Genomic DNA, 15,799 nt, shown 5'->3' with positions numbered 1-15,799 from the left:
CATGACCCGAGGAGATGACACACACGTGACCGGTCACCACTCACATGCCGGCGAGGGTTTCGACGCCCCGGCGCCGGAGAGCGCGTACGCCGCTGCGCTGGGGCCGGCGGCCGAGGACGCGGCGGTGACCCGGCTACGGACCGCGCTCCGGCACGACGGCGAGTACCCGCGGGCCTCCCTGGAGCGGGAGTTCCGGCTGCGCCGGGCCGCTCTGGCCGACCGCCTGGCCCTGCGCAGCGGGGACGAGAGCGACGCCACCGAGGCCGCGCGCACCGCGTACGAGCTGCTCGCCTTCGACCTGGCCGACGGGCGGTTCGTCCTCGGCCCGGCCGGGCCCGCCCTGTCCACGTGGGAAGCATCGGCCCGGCCGTACGTGCGCCAGGAGTACGAGCGGTGGGCGGAGCTGACCGACGGAGGCCGCGACGCCACCCTGAGGGGACCGGCCGGCAGCTGACCCCCGGCCCGCCGTCCGGCGGTGTCCGCTCGGTGGCCCGCCCCGGCCTGCCGGGTCGGCCTGCCTCGGTCCGCCACGCGGCGGCTGCGCCCCGCCCCCTGTCTCGGCTCCGTTCGGCCCCGGCGGCCCGCCCGGGCTCGGGCCCGGACGCTCCGGGTCAGTGGGCGGGGCGGATGGGGAGGGCGTTGAGCCCCAGTGGATCGACGGGGGAGCAGCCCGACTTCAACTGGGACCACCCCGAGGTGCGGGAGGAGTTCGAGTCGGTGCTGCGGTTCTGGTTCGACCGCGGCGCCGACGGCTTCCGGGTCGACTCGGCAGCCCTGCTGATCAAGGACCTGGCGCTGCCGGTGGACGACCCCGAGGAGCACGCCTACACCGACCGCGAGGAGGTGCACCAGGTCTACCGCTCCTGGCGCCGGGTGGCCGACTCCTACTCCGGCGGCCGGGTGCTGATCGGCGAGGTCTGGCTGCCCGACGCCGAACGGCTCGCCCGCTACCTGCGCCCCGGCGAACTGCACACCATCTTCAACTTCTCGTACCTGGAGTGCGCCTGGGACGCCAAGGCGCTGCGCACCGTGATCGACGACACGCTGCGGCTGCACCGGGCCGTGCACGCGCCGGCCACCTGGGTGCTCTCCAACCACGACGTGGACCGGGTGGTGACCCGCTACGGCCGCGAGGGCACCTCCTTCGCCATCTACGCGCGTCGCCACGGCCGCCCGGGCGACCTGCCGCCCGGGCGACCTGCCGCTCGGCACCCGCTGGCCCGCGCGGCCGCGCTGCTCACCCAGGCGCTGCCCGGCTCGGTCTACCTCTACCAGGGCGAGGAACTGGGCCTGTGGGAGGTCGAGGAGATCCCCGACGAGCTGCGCCAGGACCCGATGTGGGAGCGCAAGGGCCGCAACCCGGCCGACCCCGGCCGGGCGGACCGCTCGGCCCGGCCGGCGAGCTCCCCGAGGACACCGCCCTCTGGTTGCAGGTCTGACGCCACCCGGAACTCGTCCGGTCGATCACGTGCGGAGCCGGATGAGGAGGGCGGCTGCGGTGACCTCGCCGAGGCAGGCGCAGCCGCGATGGTCGTGCCTGGTGGCGACCGCTCGGGCGTGCGGGGGTGGCTTGGCTACCGGCCGTAATCGTCGGAGGCGGCCCGGAGACGGCCCGGAGGCCGCCGGCCGGGGAGCGGAGGTCGCGTGCTCAATCAGGGTGCTGACACTTGGGGCACAGCACGTGGCGGCCCTCGGGTGTGATCACGGTGCCCCAGCTGAGGCATTCTTCGCAGCCGCGGGCCCGGTCGATGTTTGCGCGGACGGTAGGAGCATGGGGGTGGGCTCCATGGGTCATGGGTGATTTTCCTCTGTAGAGCACGATCACTTGCGACCAGTTTGCCATGGTTCGTATAGATATGTGGCATGGGCCGTCGGCGCCGGCCGACGCGGGCACGGCGTCCGATCCGGGCACGAAGGCCGAGCAGTGCCTGGAAGCCGTCCCGTACCGGGGCCGCGCAGGTGACCCTGTCCGATGGGCGGGGGAGCTGTGGAGGCCCGGCCCTCCGGTCTGCCGGAGGGCCGGGCGGATGTCGGTTCGCTCTTCCGGGATTCCGAAGGAGCGGGTGAGGTAGTCGATGATCTCGGGAGCCTGGGGGAGGAGCTCGGGCCGCTGCGTGGCGAGGGCGCTGCGGGTGGCGGCGGCCAGGGCGGCGCTGCTGGTGGCGGCGCCCCGTGCGGCGGAACGGGCGCGAGCACCCGGCTGACGTAGGTGACCCGGTGCAGGACGCGCCAGCACGGGGCTTCGCCGAGTTCTTCGCCCATCCCCTCTCTCGTTCGGATGGGGTCTGGTCGCCGCGTTGCCGAGGTCAGGACCGTACCGGCTGCCGGACCCGGCGGGGAACGACTTCTCCCGCCGGACGTCGTGACGCGCGGGTGGGCCCGGGACACCCAGCGGCGCGGGCCCACACCATGGAGCGGTCAGATCCAGGTGTAGTTCTGGTCGGTGACCGGCTCCAGCTCGAACGCCGGCAGCGGCGCGTGCGGCGAGGGCAGCTGGGCGAGGACCTTGCCGATCGGCGGGAACAGCGGCAGGTCGCCGACCTTGCGGTAGTCGATCCACTCGATGGTGCCGACCTCGTGGCCACCGTCGGGCAGCTCGTCGAACTCCTGGGTCGCCAGGGTGGCACGGACCTCCGGGGTGACGTGGGTGCGGTAGATCAGGTGGATCTTCCGGGGCGGAGCGGTCGGCCCGGGCCGGGAGACCCGGGCGTCCGCCATCGCGACCAGCTCCAGGTCGCCGGCCTGGTCCGGCGCGAGCCCGAGCTCCTCCTGCAGTTCCCGGACAGCGGCGGCGCGGAAGTCCTCGCCGGCGGCGACGTTTCCGCCGATGGTGGTGTAGTGCGTCGAGTCGGTGCGGTCCCGACGCAGCAGCGCGACGTCGTCGCCGCAGAAGACCAGGCCGGTCACCCGGACCTTGATCCTGCTGAACGGCTTCTCGGTCGTCGCTTCGGTGGTGCTCATGGGTGTGGATCTCCTCGGTGGACGTGGCCGGACCGGATGTAGCCCGGCGGTGCCTCCCGGCACAACGGTCGGGAGGAGAGGGGGGTTTGGTGTCGCTTCCTAGAGTGCCCCGGGGAAGCCGTGGAGGGTGCGGGCTTCGCTCTGCGGGACGTGCTCGATCTCGACGCCGGTCAGGGGGATGCGCCGCAGACGGCAGCCGGTGGCGTGCATGACCGGGGAGAGGTGGCAGGGGTCCATCTCCTCGACCATCAAGGTCGGGTGAGCGGTGCTCGTGTTCTTGCCCCCGGTGACGGCCGGCGACAGGCGCCTGTCGGAGAAGGGCATCGGGGTGATCCGCCAGATCGGCCCGCGGTCACTGGACACGCTCGCCTGCCCGAAGCCGCGCTCCTCGCGGCCGCCCCCATGGGTGGGGTCAAGGGCGAAGAGCCAGTAGGTTCGTGTGGTCGGGGTGGGGCGAGCAGTAGGGGGTGCGCATGAGTGATAGCCAGGTCACGATCAAGCTCACGCGTGACGAGGCACTGGTGCTGTCGCACTGGCTGGAGAAGTTGCAGATGACGGATCTCAGCCGCGTTGTCGACGATCCGGCGCTGTGGGCACCGATCCATCGAATCGCCGGAACGCTGGACAAAGCATTTCCTGGGCTGTTCGCATCTGACTATCACGAGCGGCTTGAAGCCGCTCGTCAGCGGCTTCGGCCGGAGGACTGATCGAGCGGCCGGAACTCTTCACGGCACCTCAACGCAACGCCCGTCCCGGGACAGGGCGCGGGCGGGTGCCCGGACGTTGTACGGGGCCGGGATCCCTGCCCTGGCGGGTCCGCCGTTGCCCGCTGCCAGGTGACCTGTGGGTCTCTATGTTTCCGGTACACCCTCGGCTAGTACGCTTGTTCGCCTGGAAGGTCTGCGGTTTTTGGAGGGAGGCCCCGGTGCGCGTCCGCCGGTGGATATGTGTGGTCGCGGGAGCCGTCGCGCTGAGCAGCCCGACGGTCGCCTATGCCCGCGGTGGGGGTGGCGGTCACGGGTTCGGCGGTGGCGGCGGTGGCGGGGGCAGCCACGGCGGTGGCGGTGGCGGAGGCGGCTTCCACGGGTCCGGTGGCGGCTCCGGAGTCGGCTTCGGGACCGGTTTCGTCGCCGGTAGCGGCGGGCTCGTCGCCGTGCTGGTGATCGTGGCCGTGGTCCTGCTGATCCTGTGGCTCAGGTCCCGGCGCCGCAAGGCGGCGTTTGCGGGCGGCCTGAACACGGTCTCGGACCGTACGGCGCACCGTGCGGACGAGCAGGCGCGCGAGCGCTCCGCCCAGGTCTCGGCCCGGGTCGATGCGATCGCCGACACCGATGCGACCTTCGACCGCGCGGCGCTGGAGCAGCGCGCGGTGTGGCTGTACGTGACGGCCCAGCGGGCGTGGACCGGACACGACCACGCGACGCTGCAGCGGATCCTGTCCCCGGTGCTGTACGGCAAGTGGTCCGAGGAACTGCGCGACTACGAGTCGCGTGGCGAGGTCAACGTCGTGGAGATCGTCGACGGCCCCGCCGTCGAGCTGGTCGACGTCGCCAACCGGGCGGGTGAGGTGAACGACACCGTCACCTTCCGGATCACCGCGACGCTGCGCGACTACGTACGCCGTGGCGACGGCCGGCAGGCCGTGCGCAAGGACGGCTCGACGCGCCCGGTCGAGTACTGGACGCTGCGCAAGAGTGCGGCCGGCGAGTGGATCGTGTCCTCGATCGAGCAGGCCGCCGAGGGAGCGCACCACCTGAGCAACGCCATCGAGACCGACGGCTGGGACCAGAAGGAGGTCGCCCGGGACGCGGTGCTTGAGGTCGCGCAGAAGAGCACGGTCACCGGGGCGAGCGACATCCTCTCCCTCACCAACATCTCGTGGAGCACGGACGCCGACCGTGCCGCCGGCGATCTGAGTGTCCTCGACGGCCGGTTCGACAGGGCGGTTCTGGAGGTCGCCGTCGAGCGGTTCCTTGAGGAATGGGTCATGAACGACGGCAGCCTCGACTTCACCGCCGTCCGCACGGCCCGCCGGACCGTCCTGCGCGAGGCCACCGTCACGGCGGTCACCGTGCGCTCGCTGGTCTCACGCGACCCGGTCGTCTTCCGCGTCGCGGTCGACGCGCAGGGCGTCTACTACGAAGTCGACCGCCGCACCGAAGAGGTACTGCGCGGTGACGCCCACAAGCGCAGGCCGATCGCCTTCACCTTCGACCTGCGGCTGGACGACACCTCGGCCAGGGCCTGGACCGTGATCGACGCCGACACGCAGTAGCCACACCCCACCGCCGCCACCCCCGCCGTCGCCCGTCGGTTCAGCACCCGTCCCTGGCCGTGCCGACGGTCTCGGTCCGGTACGCGCGCAGGCCCCGGCTCTCGTAGTTGCGCAGCGCGTTCGGGTGGTCCTCGGTGTCGGTGTGCAGCCAGACCCGCCGCACGGCCCCGGCGTCGAGCGGCTCGGTGGCCCACGCCTGGCGCAGCGCGAGCGTCAGCGCGTAGCCGCCGAGCCCGCGCCCGACGTACTCCGGGACGAGCCCGAACGTGGTGATCTCCACCTCGCCGCCCGGATGCGGCTCCAGGTTGGCGACCCCGGCGGGCTCTCCCTCGTACGTCAGCAGCCAGTACCGGCGCCGGGGATGCTCGGCGAGGTGCGCCGCCCAGTCGGCAGCGGTACGGGCGGTACTGCGCCAGCCGTGCGGCGCCCCGACCCGCGCCTGCACGGCCTGCACCCCCGGGGACGCCCCGTCGGCCGCGACGAGGCCCAGCGCATCCACGGCCGGCGACGGCCGCAGCTGGCCCGGGTCGGTCATTTCCAGGTACGTGACGGTCTTCTCCATGCAGGTGACACTACGGTCCCACCCCGACTCCCCCACCACCGGGCCGCAGCCCGAAGCGCCCCGCCCCCACGCTGCCGGGCCCCCGGAGCCTGCCCCGTCAACCTCCGCCGCCCGCAGGCGCGTTGCGGCTCCCCGGCCGCGGCCGGTGCCATGAGCGACGATTGGTCACGGCCACTGCCGGACGACCATGAGAGACCACCCGATGGACGAGGACGCCGGCCTGCGCCGTTTCGATCTCCGCCCCGACCGCACGCACCTCGGCGAGATCCGCGCACTGCTCGGCGAGCACACGGCACGCGAGAAGCACGCCCAGGGCGAGGGCGACACCGAGCTCATGAAGCTCTGCTGCGTCCAACTGTTCAACGGCGGCGACCCCGACGACGCCCTCCTCATCTGGAGCGCGAAGCAAGCCGGCTTCGACGCAGCCTGCTCGATCGACGTCGAACTCCTCCTCGGCCACGGACTGGAGGCGACGAAGACCCACCTGTCGACCCACCCCTCACCATCCGCAGCGGAAGCGCTGGCCCGACTCCGCGCGCTCGAATCCCTGGGCGCATTCGAGGGCTTCTCGGTGGAGGAGCTTTCTGCCGGGTACGACCGGTACTACGAGGAGGAATGAGTCCTGCGGCCGGTTCCATTGACCGTTGACCGTGATCAGCTCGATGGCTGCCAGGAAGCACGGGCCGGTGGCCCGGGGCGCCCGCCGCGCTCAGTACTGGCGGGACTGCTTCCACTGGACGTACCCGTTCAGGTTCGTGGCGACGAGGTAGGCCCGGAAGGCGTCCATGATGAGCCGCGGTCCGTACGCCGAGGCGAAGCCGATGGCCTCGCGGGTCCAGCCGCCGTGGCCGCCGGTGTCCTGGACGTCCTCCAGGTACAGGACGCCCGACCCGCGCTCCCGGACGGCGACCTGGCCCCAGCCGGCCGGCGCCATGGCGATGGCCGGCGACTTCTTCCGCCGCGGACCCGCGCCGGGACGCAGCAGCACCCCCGGTGTCCCGTACCGCCCCGGTGGCGGCGTCCCTCGCCGGACCAGCGCCGTACGCGTCGCTCGGGGCTGGAGTGGTTGGCTAGGCTCGCGCCATGGAGGAGAACGAGGCCCTGGAGCCGCTGCGCCGGGTGTTGCTGGAGCGCGATCTGGGTGGTTGTCCGGGGACGGTTTCCGCGGCGGTGGAGGCCGCCCGGACGGCGTTGGCCGGTGGGGTGGACACCTTGAGCCTGTGGGAGCTCGGTGTGCTGTCCGAGTCGGACGCTTCGGAGGCGCGTCGGCTGCTGTTCGAACTGGAGCAGGAACTCTGGCCGTTGCTGCGGCTGCCCACCACCGTTGAGGGTCGTGACCGGGCGTTGGCCCGGTACTGTCTGCGGGACCTGCTGGACGGCCGACTCGACCCGTTGGCAGCGGCCGAGCGGATCGGCTATGAGCTGTGCCCCGCGGACGACCCCGGCTCGCCACTGCGGCCGGTCCGCGGATGGCTGTACCGCGCGGAGGACCAACAGGAGCACTGCGGCGGGCTGACGAAGGATCTGGTGGCCGAACTGCACCACCTGGCCGCCCAGTTGCTGGCCGGTCCACTGTCCTGACGGCCGGGTCCCGAGAGTGTTTCCCGACCCCGAACCCGACCCCAGCGCCGGGAAACCGAGATCACCTGTCGATCGGTCGAGAAGAAGGTCGCTTCACCGGATCGACGATCGGGTGAAGCGGCGGGCGCGGCGTCAGGTCAGCCGGAGGTCCTCGCGGGGGAGGGCGCGTGCCCACACGGCTTCGAATGCCGAGGCGGGCCGGTGGGCATTCGAAGGCCGTCTGACGCGTATTCACCACGGATCGGAGTCGGGGTTGCCCTAGGGTGGCGTCATGGACGAGCGCGAGGAGTGCGTCGAGTACGCGGTGCCGGTCCTGCCGAGCCGGGACCTGGGGGAGACCTCGGAGTTCTACTCCCGCCTGGGCTTCGAGGAGCGTGGGCGCTGGGACGGGGAGGACGGCTACCTGATCGTCGTCCGGGGCACGCTCGAACTGCACTTCCGCCACGATCCCGACGTGGACCCGCTGGCCACGGCCGGCAGCTGCTACCTGCAGGTCCGTGACGCGGACGCGCTCCACCGCGACTGGGCACGGCTCGGCGTGCCCACCGACCGGGCCACCGGCAGCCGGCTGACGTCGCCCGTCGAAACCGCCTACCGGATGCGGGAGTTCGCGCTGGTCGACCGCAGCGGCAACCTGCTGCGCATCGGCAGCCCGGGCAGGCAGCGCTGAGGCCAACGGCATCGCGACCACCTGATTCTCGGCTACCCGTACGCCCGGTGGGCGCGAGGACGCCGTGGTCGTGTGGTCATGGCGGGGGCGCGGCGGTGTTCGGGGGAGTGGGGTCGGCCGCCGTTCGGGTCATGGTGGCTTTGAGGCGGAGGGCGCTGAGCAGCCCCAGGGTCAGGGCGCCGGCGGCGGTGTAGGCGGCCAGGGAGGTCGCGGACGTGAAGGATTCCTGCGCGCGTTGGCCGGCGGTGCGGGTCGCGCTCCGGTCGAGGAGAGGCCGGATGCCGGTGCCGCCGCTGCGCTGGACGGCGGTGGCGATGGCGTGGGCCCGGGCAGGCGGGAGGCCCTCTGTGCGCAGGGCGTGGGTGAGGTCGGAGGAGAGGGTGGTGAAGAGCACGGTGCCGAGCAGGGCGATGCCGAGCGCGGAGCCGATCTGGCGGGTGGTGCTCTGGATCCCCGATCCCTGGCCGGACTGGGTGACGGGGACGTCGGTGAGGACGATCCCGGTGATCTGGGCGGTGGCCCAGCCGACGCCGATGCCGTAGACGAGGAGGAAGGGGGTGACCTGCCAGCCGTTGCCGTGCGGGGAGAGCACGAGGCCGATGCCGGCGACACCCACCAGCTCGCAGGCGATGCCGGCGATGACGAGGTTCAGGGTGCCGATGCGGGGGGCGAGGACGGCGCTCAGGCCGCTGGCGGCGAAGCTGCCGACGGCGAGTGGCAGGAGGGCCAGGCCGGCGTCGAACGCCGAGTAGCCGAGGACGTTCTGGAACCACAGGGGCAGCGAGAAGAGGATGCCGAATTCTCCGAGGCTGACGATGCCGGCCACGATGTTGCCGTTGCGGAACGAGGGGATGGAGAAGAGCCGCAGGTCCAGGAGCGCGGTCCTGCCGTGGCGGTTGCGGTGCCGTTCCACCACGATGAAGGCCACCAGGCAGGCCAGCCCGCCCGCCAGGGCGACGGGGACGGGCGAGAGGTGCCGGCCGAGCAGCGGGAAGGGCTTGAGCGGGGCCCACCAGCCGTAGGTGCGGCCCTCGATCAGGGCGAACACGATGCCGGTGAACCCGAGGACCGACAGGGCGGCCCCGGCGAGGTCGACGCCGCGTTCGGCTCGTTCGCTGCGGCTCTCGGTGACGAACACGAGCACACCGGCGGCGACGAGGGCCCCCAGCGGCAGGTTGATGGCGAAGGCCCAGCGCCACGACAGGTGGGTGGTCAGGTAACCGCCGAGCAGGGGTCCGAGGGCGGCGGTGCCGCCGATGGTGGAGCCCCAGACGGCGAAGGCCTGCGCGCGTTGCCGCCCGCGGAAGCCGGCGTTGATCAGCGCCAGCGATGTCGGGAGCATCATCGCGCCGCCCGCGCCCTGGACGAGGCGGGCGCCGATCAGGGCGGGGCCGCCGGTGGCCGTCGCGGCGGCGAGGCTGGCGGCGGTGAAGACGGCGACTCCGGTCAGGAAGACCCGGCGGCGCCCGAGGCGGTCACCGGTGCGCCCGGCCAGGAGCAGGAGGGCGGCGAAGACGAGGGTGTAGGTCTCCTGCACCCACTGGGCGTCGCTGGAGGTGATGTGCAGGTCGTCGACGATGCTGGGGATGGCGACGTTGACGATCGTGGAGTCGACGATGATGAGGGCCACGCCGAGGCTGATCGCCACGAGACCCCACCAGCGGCGCGGACCGGCGGCCGTGGCGCCGGCCGGGTCGGATGTGTTCGCTCGGGCGGTGCTGCTCATCGTCACTCCTCGCTGGCAGGTCGGTGGTCCGACGGGAGGGAGGTGGGGTGGTGCGGGCGACGGTGTCCGCGGCCCGCACCCGCCGGGCGGGGCCGCGTGCCCCGCGGGCGCCTGCGGGGTCAGCGCCGCAGTGAGCCGGTCGAGCATGTCGGTGTCGGCGACGGCGTCCAGGATCGCCAGCAGCACATCGAGCAGAGGACCGTTGCCCGCCGCCACCGCCCGGCAGATCAGATCCACCAGGTCGGCTGACCTCGGCCGGCGAGAGCGGGCGACACTCACGGGATCCCTGCCGCGCGGTTCACCGGGCCGGGGCCGCCCGGCGCGCGGCCGACCCGCACGCACCGGGCACGGCGCCGTGGGTCACCGCTGTGCCAGCACCCGGGGAAGCCGCTCGGCGACCGCGTCCGCGAGACGCTCGAACTCGGCCCGCAGGAACGGCGCCGCGAGGCGAGCCAGGCCGTGAAAGCGCAGCGACGCGCGGTAGACCACCAGCGCGCGGCCCTCCGAGGCGCGGACCGTGATGTCGTCCGTGGCCGTGACGGTACGGTTGCGTCCGACGAACACCAGCCGGTCGGGCCGGTACTCCTCCAGGCGGTAGCCCAGGTCGGTCTGCCGCCCTCGAAACCGCGAGGTGTTGCGCCAGCGCGCTCCCGCCACGAGCGGACCAGGGTCCACGCGCACGCAGGCCACGGTGCCCGGATCCCACTCCACCGTGTTGCCGAAGTCCGCCAGGTACCCCACCACCTCCCCGGCAGGGCGCCCGACCACCATGCCGCGTTCCACGCTGATCATCAGCTCGCCTTTCCGTCGCGGCCCGCGGCCTCTGCGGGCCGCCGCCCTCCTGTTCGATGCGGACACCTCCGCGGATGGCTGCCGTGGCCGAGTACCCGGCACACCGGCGGCCCCGGCATGCCGTCTTCCGGCGGTGCGCAGGCCGTGCGCCCGCGCCCTGGCCGTCACGGGCCTTGGACGTTCTCACGGGCCTTGGACGTTCGGGCCTTCGACGTTCTCACGGGTCCTGGGACGTTCTCACCGGGGGCGTCCACAGGTCCGGGTCGTGCCGCCGCCGGGCCGCGGCCAGGTGCGGGCCCTCCCGCCAGGACCGGGGCAGGCGCAGGGCAGCCTGTCGGAGCAGCCTGGCCTGCGCCGTCACCAGGGGCTCCGTGGCCGGGCAGACGGGCAGGCCGTACATGCGGCGCGCCCACGGCGGCAGCAGGCCCACCGCGCAGCCGACCAGCGCCGCCCAGGCCGGACGAAGCGGGCCGGCGAGACGGGCCCAACCGTGCAGGGGCGGCAGCACGGCGAACCGCATCGCCTCCCGAGCGGCCGGCGTCACCCGCAGCAGCGGGCGCACCGCCACCATGTAGGCGTCCAGCTCCCTCACGCCGGTGGGAACCGGGAAGTCCTGCGGAACGCCGACGAGGTGAGCCACCCGCGCCTGCTCGGCGAGATAGCGGTCCGCTTCGGCCTCGCTGAGGGCCAGCCCGCTGCGCCGGGCCACGGTCAGGAACGAGCCGACCTCCGCGCAGTGGACCCAGATCAGCAGCTCCGGGTCGTCGGCCCGGTAGGACCGGCCGGTTTCCGGATCGGTCCCGCGCACGTGTTCGTGGATCAGCCGAACCCGCTGGACGGCCTCGCGGACTTCCCCGCCGTTGCCGTAGGTCACCGCGCCGACGAAGTGCGCCGTCCGGTAGAGCCGGCCCCACGGGTCCTCGCGGAACGCCGAGTGCTGCGCCACCGCGGCCATGGCGAGGGGGTGCAGTGCCTGCAGGAGCAGGGCCCGTAGACCGCCCAGGACCATGGACGGGTCGGCGTGCACGGTCCAGGACACCGAGTCGGGTGTGAACAGTCCCGCTGCGGGGACCACCGTCGGGCCGGACGGCTTGCCGTTCATCGCGGGCCCCGCGGTGCCGTACGCGTCCCGGACCCTTGCCGCGGACCGGACACGGGGTGACGGACGAGGACGTGGCGCCAGTACGGGGACAGCAGCGGAATGCCGACCGGCCGGGCCGGGTCCATCGTCACCGGTTCGATGATCATCGGCATCCCTCCTTCCGGCGTCGCCGCATCCGATCATGCGCTCCTGCCGCCGGGCCGGGAACTCGCAGCGTTGCTGCACCGAGACCGGTGGAACCGCCCCGGCCCGGCTCCCCGCCCGTCCGGCGAGCTGCCTAGGCTGGCCCGATGAGCGACGGGGTGTGGGAGATGTTCCTGGCGGGGGCGGAGCCGGGGGCCGAGTTGCGCAGGCGGTGGCGGTCCGGGCTCGGGGGCCGGCCGGACGCGCCGGCAGAGGTGCTGCTCGCCCTGCTGGAGGGCGACGAGCTGCACTTCCTGTACCGAAGCGGGCTGCCCGCGCCGGTGCTGGACGCGGCGGTCGTGCACCCGTCCAGGAGGGTGTGGGGGCGGGTGGCCGACTCCGGGGCGCTGTCACCCGGGCAGTGGGAGCGGCTGCTGGACGCGCTCGCCGGGCGCGGGGCGAGCGGAGCACTGCTCGCGCTCGTGCGCGAGCCGCGGGACGACTTCGTTGCGCGCGGAGAGCGCACCGGGGTCGGGGTGGAGCGTCCGCCCGGTCCGGACGCGGTGCCGCCCCGAACGCCCGCGGAGATCGCCGAGCTGGCCGACACCGTCCCCGAGATCCCCGCCGAGGACCGGACGTACGCGCTCTGGTGGGTCGGCGCGCTGTTCCACGACCCGGACGCGATGCGGCAGTTGGCCGCCCACCCGAACCGGTGGGTCCGCCGCAGCGTGGCCCGCGCGCCCCGGCTGCCCGCCGACGTCGCCGCCCGGCTCGGGCAGGACGAGGACCGGGTGGTGCGACTGTTCCTCACCGAGTCCTGCGCGGACGCCCCCGCCGAGACCCTGCTGGACGTGTGGAGCTGGTGATCCGGAAGCTTCACCTTCCCCGGCCGGCCCCGCAACCACCCCAACTTCCCGCGCGAGGGCCTGCGCCGCCACGCGGACGATCCCCGCCCCCGGGTGCGGCTGCTCGCCCTGGACGACCCGGCCGCGCCGCCCGCGCTGGCCGTCCGCCTCGCCGCCGACCCCGACCGGGAGGTCCGCACCCGCGCCGCCGAGGACCTGCGCCTGCCGTCGGCCTCGGCCCTCACCCTGCTCGACGACCCAGACCCGACGGTCCGTCGGGTCGCCGCCCGCCACCCGGCGCTGCCCGCTGCGACCCTGGCCGCCCTGCTCCGTGACCCCGCCACGGCCGAGGACGCCGCCCGCAACCCCGCCGTCCCGATGCCGGTGGCCCTGTGGATGGCCGCCTGCTGAGGGGCCGGCCACCCCGGCGCCACGATCCGTCGCGCCGGGCACCCCGGCCCCACGATCCGTCGCGGGACCGGGACGTGTACCGACCGCCGGGTGAAGCCCGCGTGGCGGGCGGTGATCGCCTTCCCGGGCGGGGGCGTTGACAGGGTGTGGGCTTAGCCTGGCGCTGTGATGAGTCGAAATCGAACCTCCCGTACCGGCGCAGCCGTCCTCGTGGCCGCCGGTCTCGTGTTCCTCACCGGCTGTGGTGGCGGTGGTGGCGGTGGTGGCGGCGGCGCCAGTGCCAGTAGCAGTAGCAGTAGTGACAGCAAGGCGAGGCAAGTCGGCTGGTACCGCACGGTCGGCGACCTCTGCGCGGTGATGGGCGATCCGGGCCTCCCGGGACAGCTGAGGCGCTCCATACCGGTGACGAGCGAGGGGATCGAGAGCGACCCGTCCACGACGCTCAGCTGCAGCTACGACGCCGGTCCGGCAACGGAGGACTGGCGGGTGACCGTCGATGCGGTGGTCTTCGAGGCGGCCCACGCCTGCCACTGGCTGGAGGTCGATGCGGACATCGCCAAGTCCCCGCTCGACGGCCCCAAGCCGACCGAGACGCGGAAGTTCGAGATGACCGACGGCGGTGGGCTCGGCCAGGAGGGTTACCAGTCGGCGGTCCGGCACCCGCTCACCGACACCGTCCCCGGGCCGGTCGACCAACTGACCTTCAAGTCGGCCTTCTGCGACGGCAATCTGAGCCTGACGGTCGACATCGACTACGGCGCGGGCTCGGGGATGTCCGCGGACTACCCGGGCGCGCTCGACAAGGCGGAGGCGGCGTCGCGGAAGAAGGCCGCCGAACTCCTCAAGGGGGCGCGGGAGAAGCTGTACGAGCGTGCGATGAGCCCACAGCCGACGGCTTCGTGACAGGCGGGCGCCCCGGCCCGGAGCGCCACCACGCGGGATCGGGCGGCGCTCGGCCAGGACGTCACCGCCCCGGGTGTGACCCGGGGCGCTCGGGCGTTCGGCACCGTCACCGGCTGGTGGTGCGACCGTACGGCGCCGTCGCGGTCGCGGGTTCTCGCGGAGAGAACGGCGGGACGCCGGGCCGTGGTTCAGCCCAGCGTGCAGGCGAGCTGTGCCTTGACCGCGTTCCGGAGGTCCTCCTGGGCGCGGCACTGGCCGCTGTAGACGTCCTGCCACTGCGGGCTGATGAGGTGGACGTTCACGATCTCGGTCACACACCACGCTCGCCGACGCCCTCTCCGGCCCGCATCAGTCATTTGACTGCCGGTCACACCGGGCCCCCGGGCCGCCGCATCGTGGCCGGGGAGTCGGCCACCGCAGCGTGCCGTGGTCGGCGGCGGGGCGCGGGCGGGGGCAGGCGGGGACGGCGCGCGCCGTTCCGGGCGGACGGTCGGCACGGTACGGCACCGGGAGTTCCTCCTCGACGGCGGTGCCGAAGTCACCGCCGTGCAAACGCGGTTGTCACCACCGGTACCAGCGGCGTCGGCCGCCGGCATCGTCGACGGTGCGGACCACGAAGCCGAGAAGCCACACCGCCAGGACGAACAGAGCCACCCACCACAACACCTTCAGCGCGAACCCCAGGCCGAAGAGCACGACGGCGAGCAGCAGTACGAGCAGAAGAGCACCCATGGATCGGTCATCTCCTTCGTCTGTTGTCTGTTGTCTGTTGAGGACGTACATGCTGGTGACCCGATCGGCGGGATGTATGCCTCCGAAGCGGCCTGCGAATCCGGACAATGCCCGGAACCCGCCCACCCACCGGCCGCTCCGGGGCGGGGATCCGGCGCCCGAAGGACACCCGCTTCGCCCTGGAGGACGCCGGGAGTACCGGTCGAGGGGGGAGTGTCGGTGCAGGCCGCGACTCGGTGCGATTTCTTGTTGGCGGACGCTGCGGCGGGGTAAAGATCCCCCAGGCCCTGTGACAGATCGCGTGGGCCGAGGAGCGGAGGAACCGTGGCAGACAGCCGTTTCAGTGAGACCATCGCCCAGCTGGAGGCGGAGCTTCCCGGCATCGAGGCCCGGCGGCGGCGCCTGGAGGACGAGCTGACCGCCGCGGTGGCGCGCGAGAACGCCGTACGCGGTGCCATCCAGAGCTTGCAGGCCCTGGCGGGACTGTCGGCCTCGCCGGACATCACGCCGGTGGGCAGCATTCGGGCAGCGGCGGACGCCATCACCGGGGACCAGCCGCAGCAGATGGCGACTGAAGCCGGGGCGGCGCCGGACGGGGGCCGGGAGCAGGCCGAGAAGACCGCCACGGGCACGGACACGGTCACGAAGACGGCGAAGAAGGCCACCGCCAAGAGGGCTGCGTCCGCGAAGAAGACCACCGCGAAGAAGGCGGCGCCCGCGAAGAAAGCCACCGCGAGGAAAGCCGCCGCCAAGAAGACCGCCGGCGGCGCGCGACAGCGCACCACGGCGAAGAAGGCGGCCGCGCCCGGGAACACCGAGCCGGTGCGGACCGGCGTCGAACCGGCCCCTGAGATGAACGAAACGGCTGCTTCCGTGCCCGGGCGGCGAACGACCGGTGCCACCTCCGGGACCGTTCTGGCCGTGCTGGCCGACGCCCAGGAAGCGCTGCGCGCCCGGGAGGTGACCGCCCGGCTGGGAATCGTGGAGTCGGCGGACAACGTGAAGGCGGTGCGCACCATGCTGGAGCGCCTGGCCAAGGCCGGCCGGGCGCAGCGCCCGGGCCGTGGCCTGTACGCGCAACTGGAGGGCTGACCCGCGGGCCCAGCCCTGTGACGG

Annotated in this window: 20 protein-coding genes; 11 read left to right on the top strand and 9 right to left on the bottom strand. The window is 73.1% G+C overall.

Going from position 1 to position 15,799, the window contains the following annotated elements:
• Positions 1–25 precede the first annotated feature (25 nt).
• Complete coding sequence (locus ACIRST_RS14245; protein ID WP_402802481.1) at positions 26–454, top strand: hypothetical protein; 429 nt, start codon at positions 26–28, stop codon at positions 452–454.
• A 185-nt stretch (positions 455–639) separates the two neighbouring features.
• Positions 640–1,587, top strand: coding sequence for an alpha-amylase family glycosyl hydrolase (locus tag ACIRST_RS14240; protein WP_402802480.1), 948 nt, complete (start codon positions 640–642; stop codon positions 1,585–1,587).
• An 831-nt stretch (positions 1,588–2,418) separates the two neighbouring features.
• On the opposite strand, the gene ACIRST_RS14235 is transcribed toward ACIRST_RS14240, so the two are convergent.
• On the bottom strand, positions 2,419–2,961 hold the full coding sequence (locus ACIRST_RS14235; protein ID WP_402802479.1) for an NUDIX hydrolase: 543 nt from the start codon (positions 2,959–2,961) through the stop codon (positions 2,419–2,421).
• Positions 2,962–3,060: 99 nt separating this feature from the next.
• A complete protein-coding gene (locus ACIRST_RS14230; protein WP_402802478.1) occupies positions 3,061–3,324 on the bottom strand; it encodes a hypothetical protein in 264 nt (87 codons plus the stop codon).
• 110 nt (positions 3,325–3,434) lie between these two features.
• Between ACIRST_RS14230 and ACIRST_RS14225 the strand changes: the two genes are divergently transcribed.
• Together ACIRST_RS14225 and ACIRST_RS14220 are read left to right on the top strand one after the other, a co-directional pair.
• Entirely contained in the window at positions 3,435–3,668 is a 234-nt protein-coding gene (locus ACIRST_RS14225) for a hypothetical protein (protein WP_402802477.1), read from the top strand.
• A 218-nt stretch (positions 3,669–3,886) separates the two neighbouring features.
• Complete coding sequence (locus tag ACIRST_RS14220) at positions 3,887–5,236, top strand: Tim44-like domain-containing protein (RefSeq protein WP_402802476.1); 1,350 nt, start codon at positions 3,887–3,889, stop codon at positions 5,234–5,236.
• A gap of 40 nt (positions 5,237–5,276) precedes the next feature.
• On the opposite strand, the gene ACIRST_RS14215 is transcribed toward ACIRST_RS14220, so the two are convergent.
• Complete coding sequence (locus tag ACIRST_RS14215; protein ID WP_402802475.1) at positions 5,277–5,798, bottom strand: GNAT family N-acetyltransferase; 522 nt, start codon at positions 5,796–5,798, stop codon at positions 5,277–5,279.
• A gap of 202 nt (positions 5,799–6,000) precedes the next feature.
• Here ACIRST_RS14215 and ACIRST_RS14210 point away from each other — a divergent pair, with 202 nt between their 5' ends.
• Positions 6,001–6,417, top strand: a complete 417-nt coding sequence (locus tag ACIRST_RS14210) for a hypothetical protein (protein ID WP_402802474.1) — start codon at positions 6,001–6,003, stop codon at positions 6,415–6,417.
• Between the two features lie 90 nt (positions 6,418–6,507).
• On the opposite strand, the gene ACIRST_RS14205 is transcribed toward ACIRST_RS14210, so the two are convergent.
• The gene (locus ACIRST_RS14205; protein WP_402802473.1) at positions 6,508–6,786 is read right to left on the bottom strand and encodes a hypothetical protein; all 279 of its coding nucleotides are present in this window, start codon (positions 6,784–6,786) and stop codon (positions 6,508–6,510) included.
• A gap of 95 nt (positions 6,787–6,881) precedes the next feature.
• Between ACIRST_RS14205 and ACIRST_RS14200 the strand changes: the two genes are divergently transcribed.
• Positions 6,882–7,379: a hypothetical protein gene (locus tag ACIRST_RS14200; RefSeq protein WP_402802472.1), complete on the top strand. Its 498-nt coding sequence runs from the start codon at positions 6,882–6,884 to the stop codon at positions 7,377–7,379.
• 271 nt (positions 7,380–7,650) lie between these two features.
• Complete coding sequence (locus ACIRST_RS14195) at positions 7,651–8,049, top strand: bleomycin resistance protein (protein WP_402802471.1); 399 nt, start codon at positions 7,651–7,653, stop codon at positions 8,047–8,049.
• Between the two features lie 76 nt (positions 8,050–8,125).
• Here the strand turns inward: ACIRST_RS14195 and ACIRST_RS14190 are convergent, their stop codons facing one another.
• From ACIRST_RS14190 to ACIRST_RS14180, 3 genes are all read right to left on the bottom strand, one after another.
• Positions 8,126–9,775, bottom strand: coding sequence for a DHA2 family efflux MFS transporter permease subunit (locus ACIRST_RS14190; protein WP_402802470.1), 1,650 nt, complete (start codon positions 9,773–9,775; stop codon positions 8,126–8,128).
• Between the two features lie 360 nt (positions 9,776–10,135).
• Positions 10,136–10,567 carry an SRPBCC family protein gene (locus tag ACIRST_RS14185; protein ID WP_402802469.1) on the bottom strand — a complete coding sequence of 144 codons (432 nt, stop codon included), beginning with the start codon at positions 10,565–10,567 and terminating at the stop codon, positions 10,136–10,138.
• 217 nt (positions 10,568–10,784) lie between these two features.
• Positions 10,785–11,669 (bottom strand): oxygenase MpaB family protein, encoded by an 885-nt coding sequence (locus ACIRST_RS14180; RefSeq protein WP_402802468.1) that lies wholly within the window; start codon positions 11,667–11,669, stop codon positions 10,785–10,787.
• A gap of 290 nt (positions 11,670–11,959) precedes the next feature.
• On the opposite strand from ACIRST_RS14180, the gene ACIRST_RS14175 reads away from it, so the two are divergent.
• From ACIRST_RS14175 to ACIRST_RS14165, 3 genes are all read left to right on the top strand, one after another.
• Positions 11,960–12,658, top strand: a complete 699-nt coding sequence (locus ACIRST_RS14175; protein WP_402802467.1) for a hypothetical protein — start codon at positions 11,960–11,962, stop codon at positions 12,656–12,658.
• A 93-nt stretch (positions 12,659–12,751) separates the two neighbouring features.
• Positions 12,752–13,048 carry a hypothetical protein gene (locus ACIRST_RS14170; RefSeq protein WP_402802466.1) on the top strand — a complete coding sequence of 99 codons (297 nt, stop codon included), beginning with the start codon at positions 12,752–12,754 and terminating at the stop codon, positions 13,046–13,048.
• A 168-nt stretch (positions 13,049–13,216) separates the two neighbouring features.
• Complete coding sequence (locus tag ACIRST_RS14165) at positions 13,217–13,951, top strand: hypothetical protein (protein ID WP_402802465.1); 735 nt, start codon at positions 13,217–13,219, stop codon at positions 13,949–13,951.
• A 188-nt stretch (positions 13,952–14,139) separates the two neighbouring features.
• Here ACIRST_RS14165 and ACIRST_RS14160 read toward each other — a convergent pair whose 3' ends face one another.
• Together ACIRST_RS14160 and ACIRST_RS14155 are read right to left on the bottom strand one after the other, a co-directional pair.
• A complete protein-coding gene (locus ACIRST_RS14160; protein WP_402802464.1) occupies positions 14,140–14,265 on the bottom strand; it encodes a hypothetical protein in 126 nt (41 codons plus the stop codon).
• Between the two features lie 247 nt (positions 14,266–14,512).
• Complete coding sequence (locus ACIRST_RS14155) at positions 14,513–14,683, bottom strand: hydrophobic protein (RefSeq protein WP_350524502.1); 171 nt, start codon at positions 14,681–14,683, stop codon at positions 14,513–14,515.
• Positions 14,684–15,007: 324 nt separating this feature from the next.
• On the opposite strand from ACIRST_RS14155, the gene ACIRST_RS14150 reads away from it, so the two are divergent.
• Positions 15,008–15,775, top strand: coding sequence for a hypothetical protein (locus ACIRST_RS14150; RefSeq protein WP_402802463.1), 768 nt, complete (start codon positions 15,008–15,010; stop codon positions 15,773–15,775).
• The last annotated feature ends 24 nt before the right edge of the window (positions 15,776–15,799 follow it).

Source organism: Kitasatospora sp. NPDC101447 (assembly GCF_044767225.1).
Classification (GTDB): Bacteria; Actinomycetota; Actinomycetes; order Streptomycetales; family Streptomycetaceae; genus Kitasatospora.
This window is presented reverse-complemented; position numbering and strand designations above follow the sequence as displayed.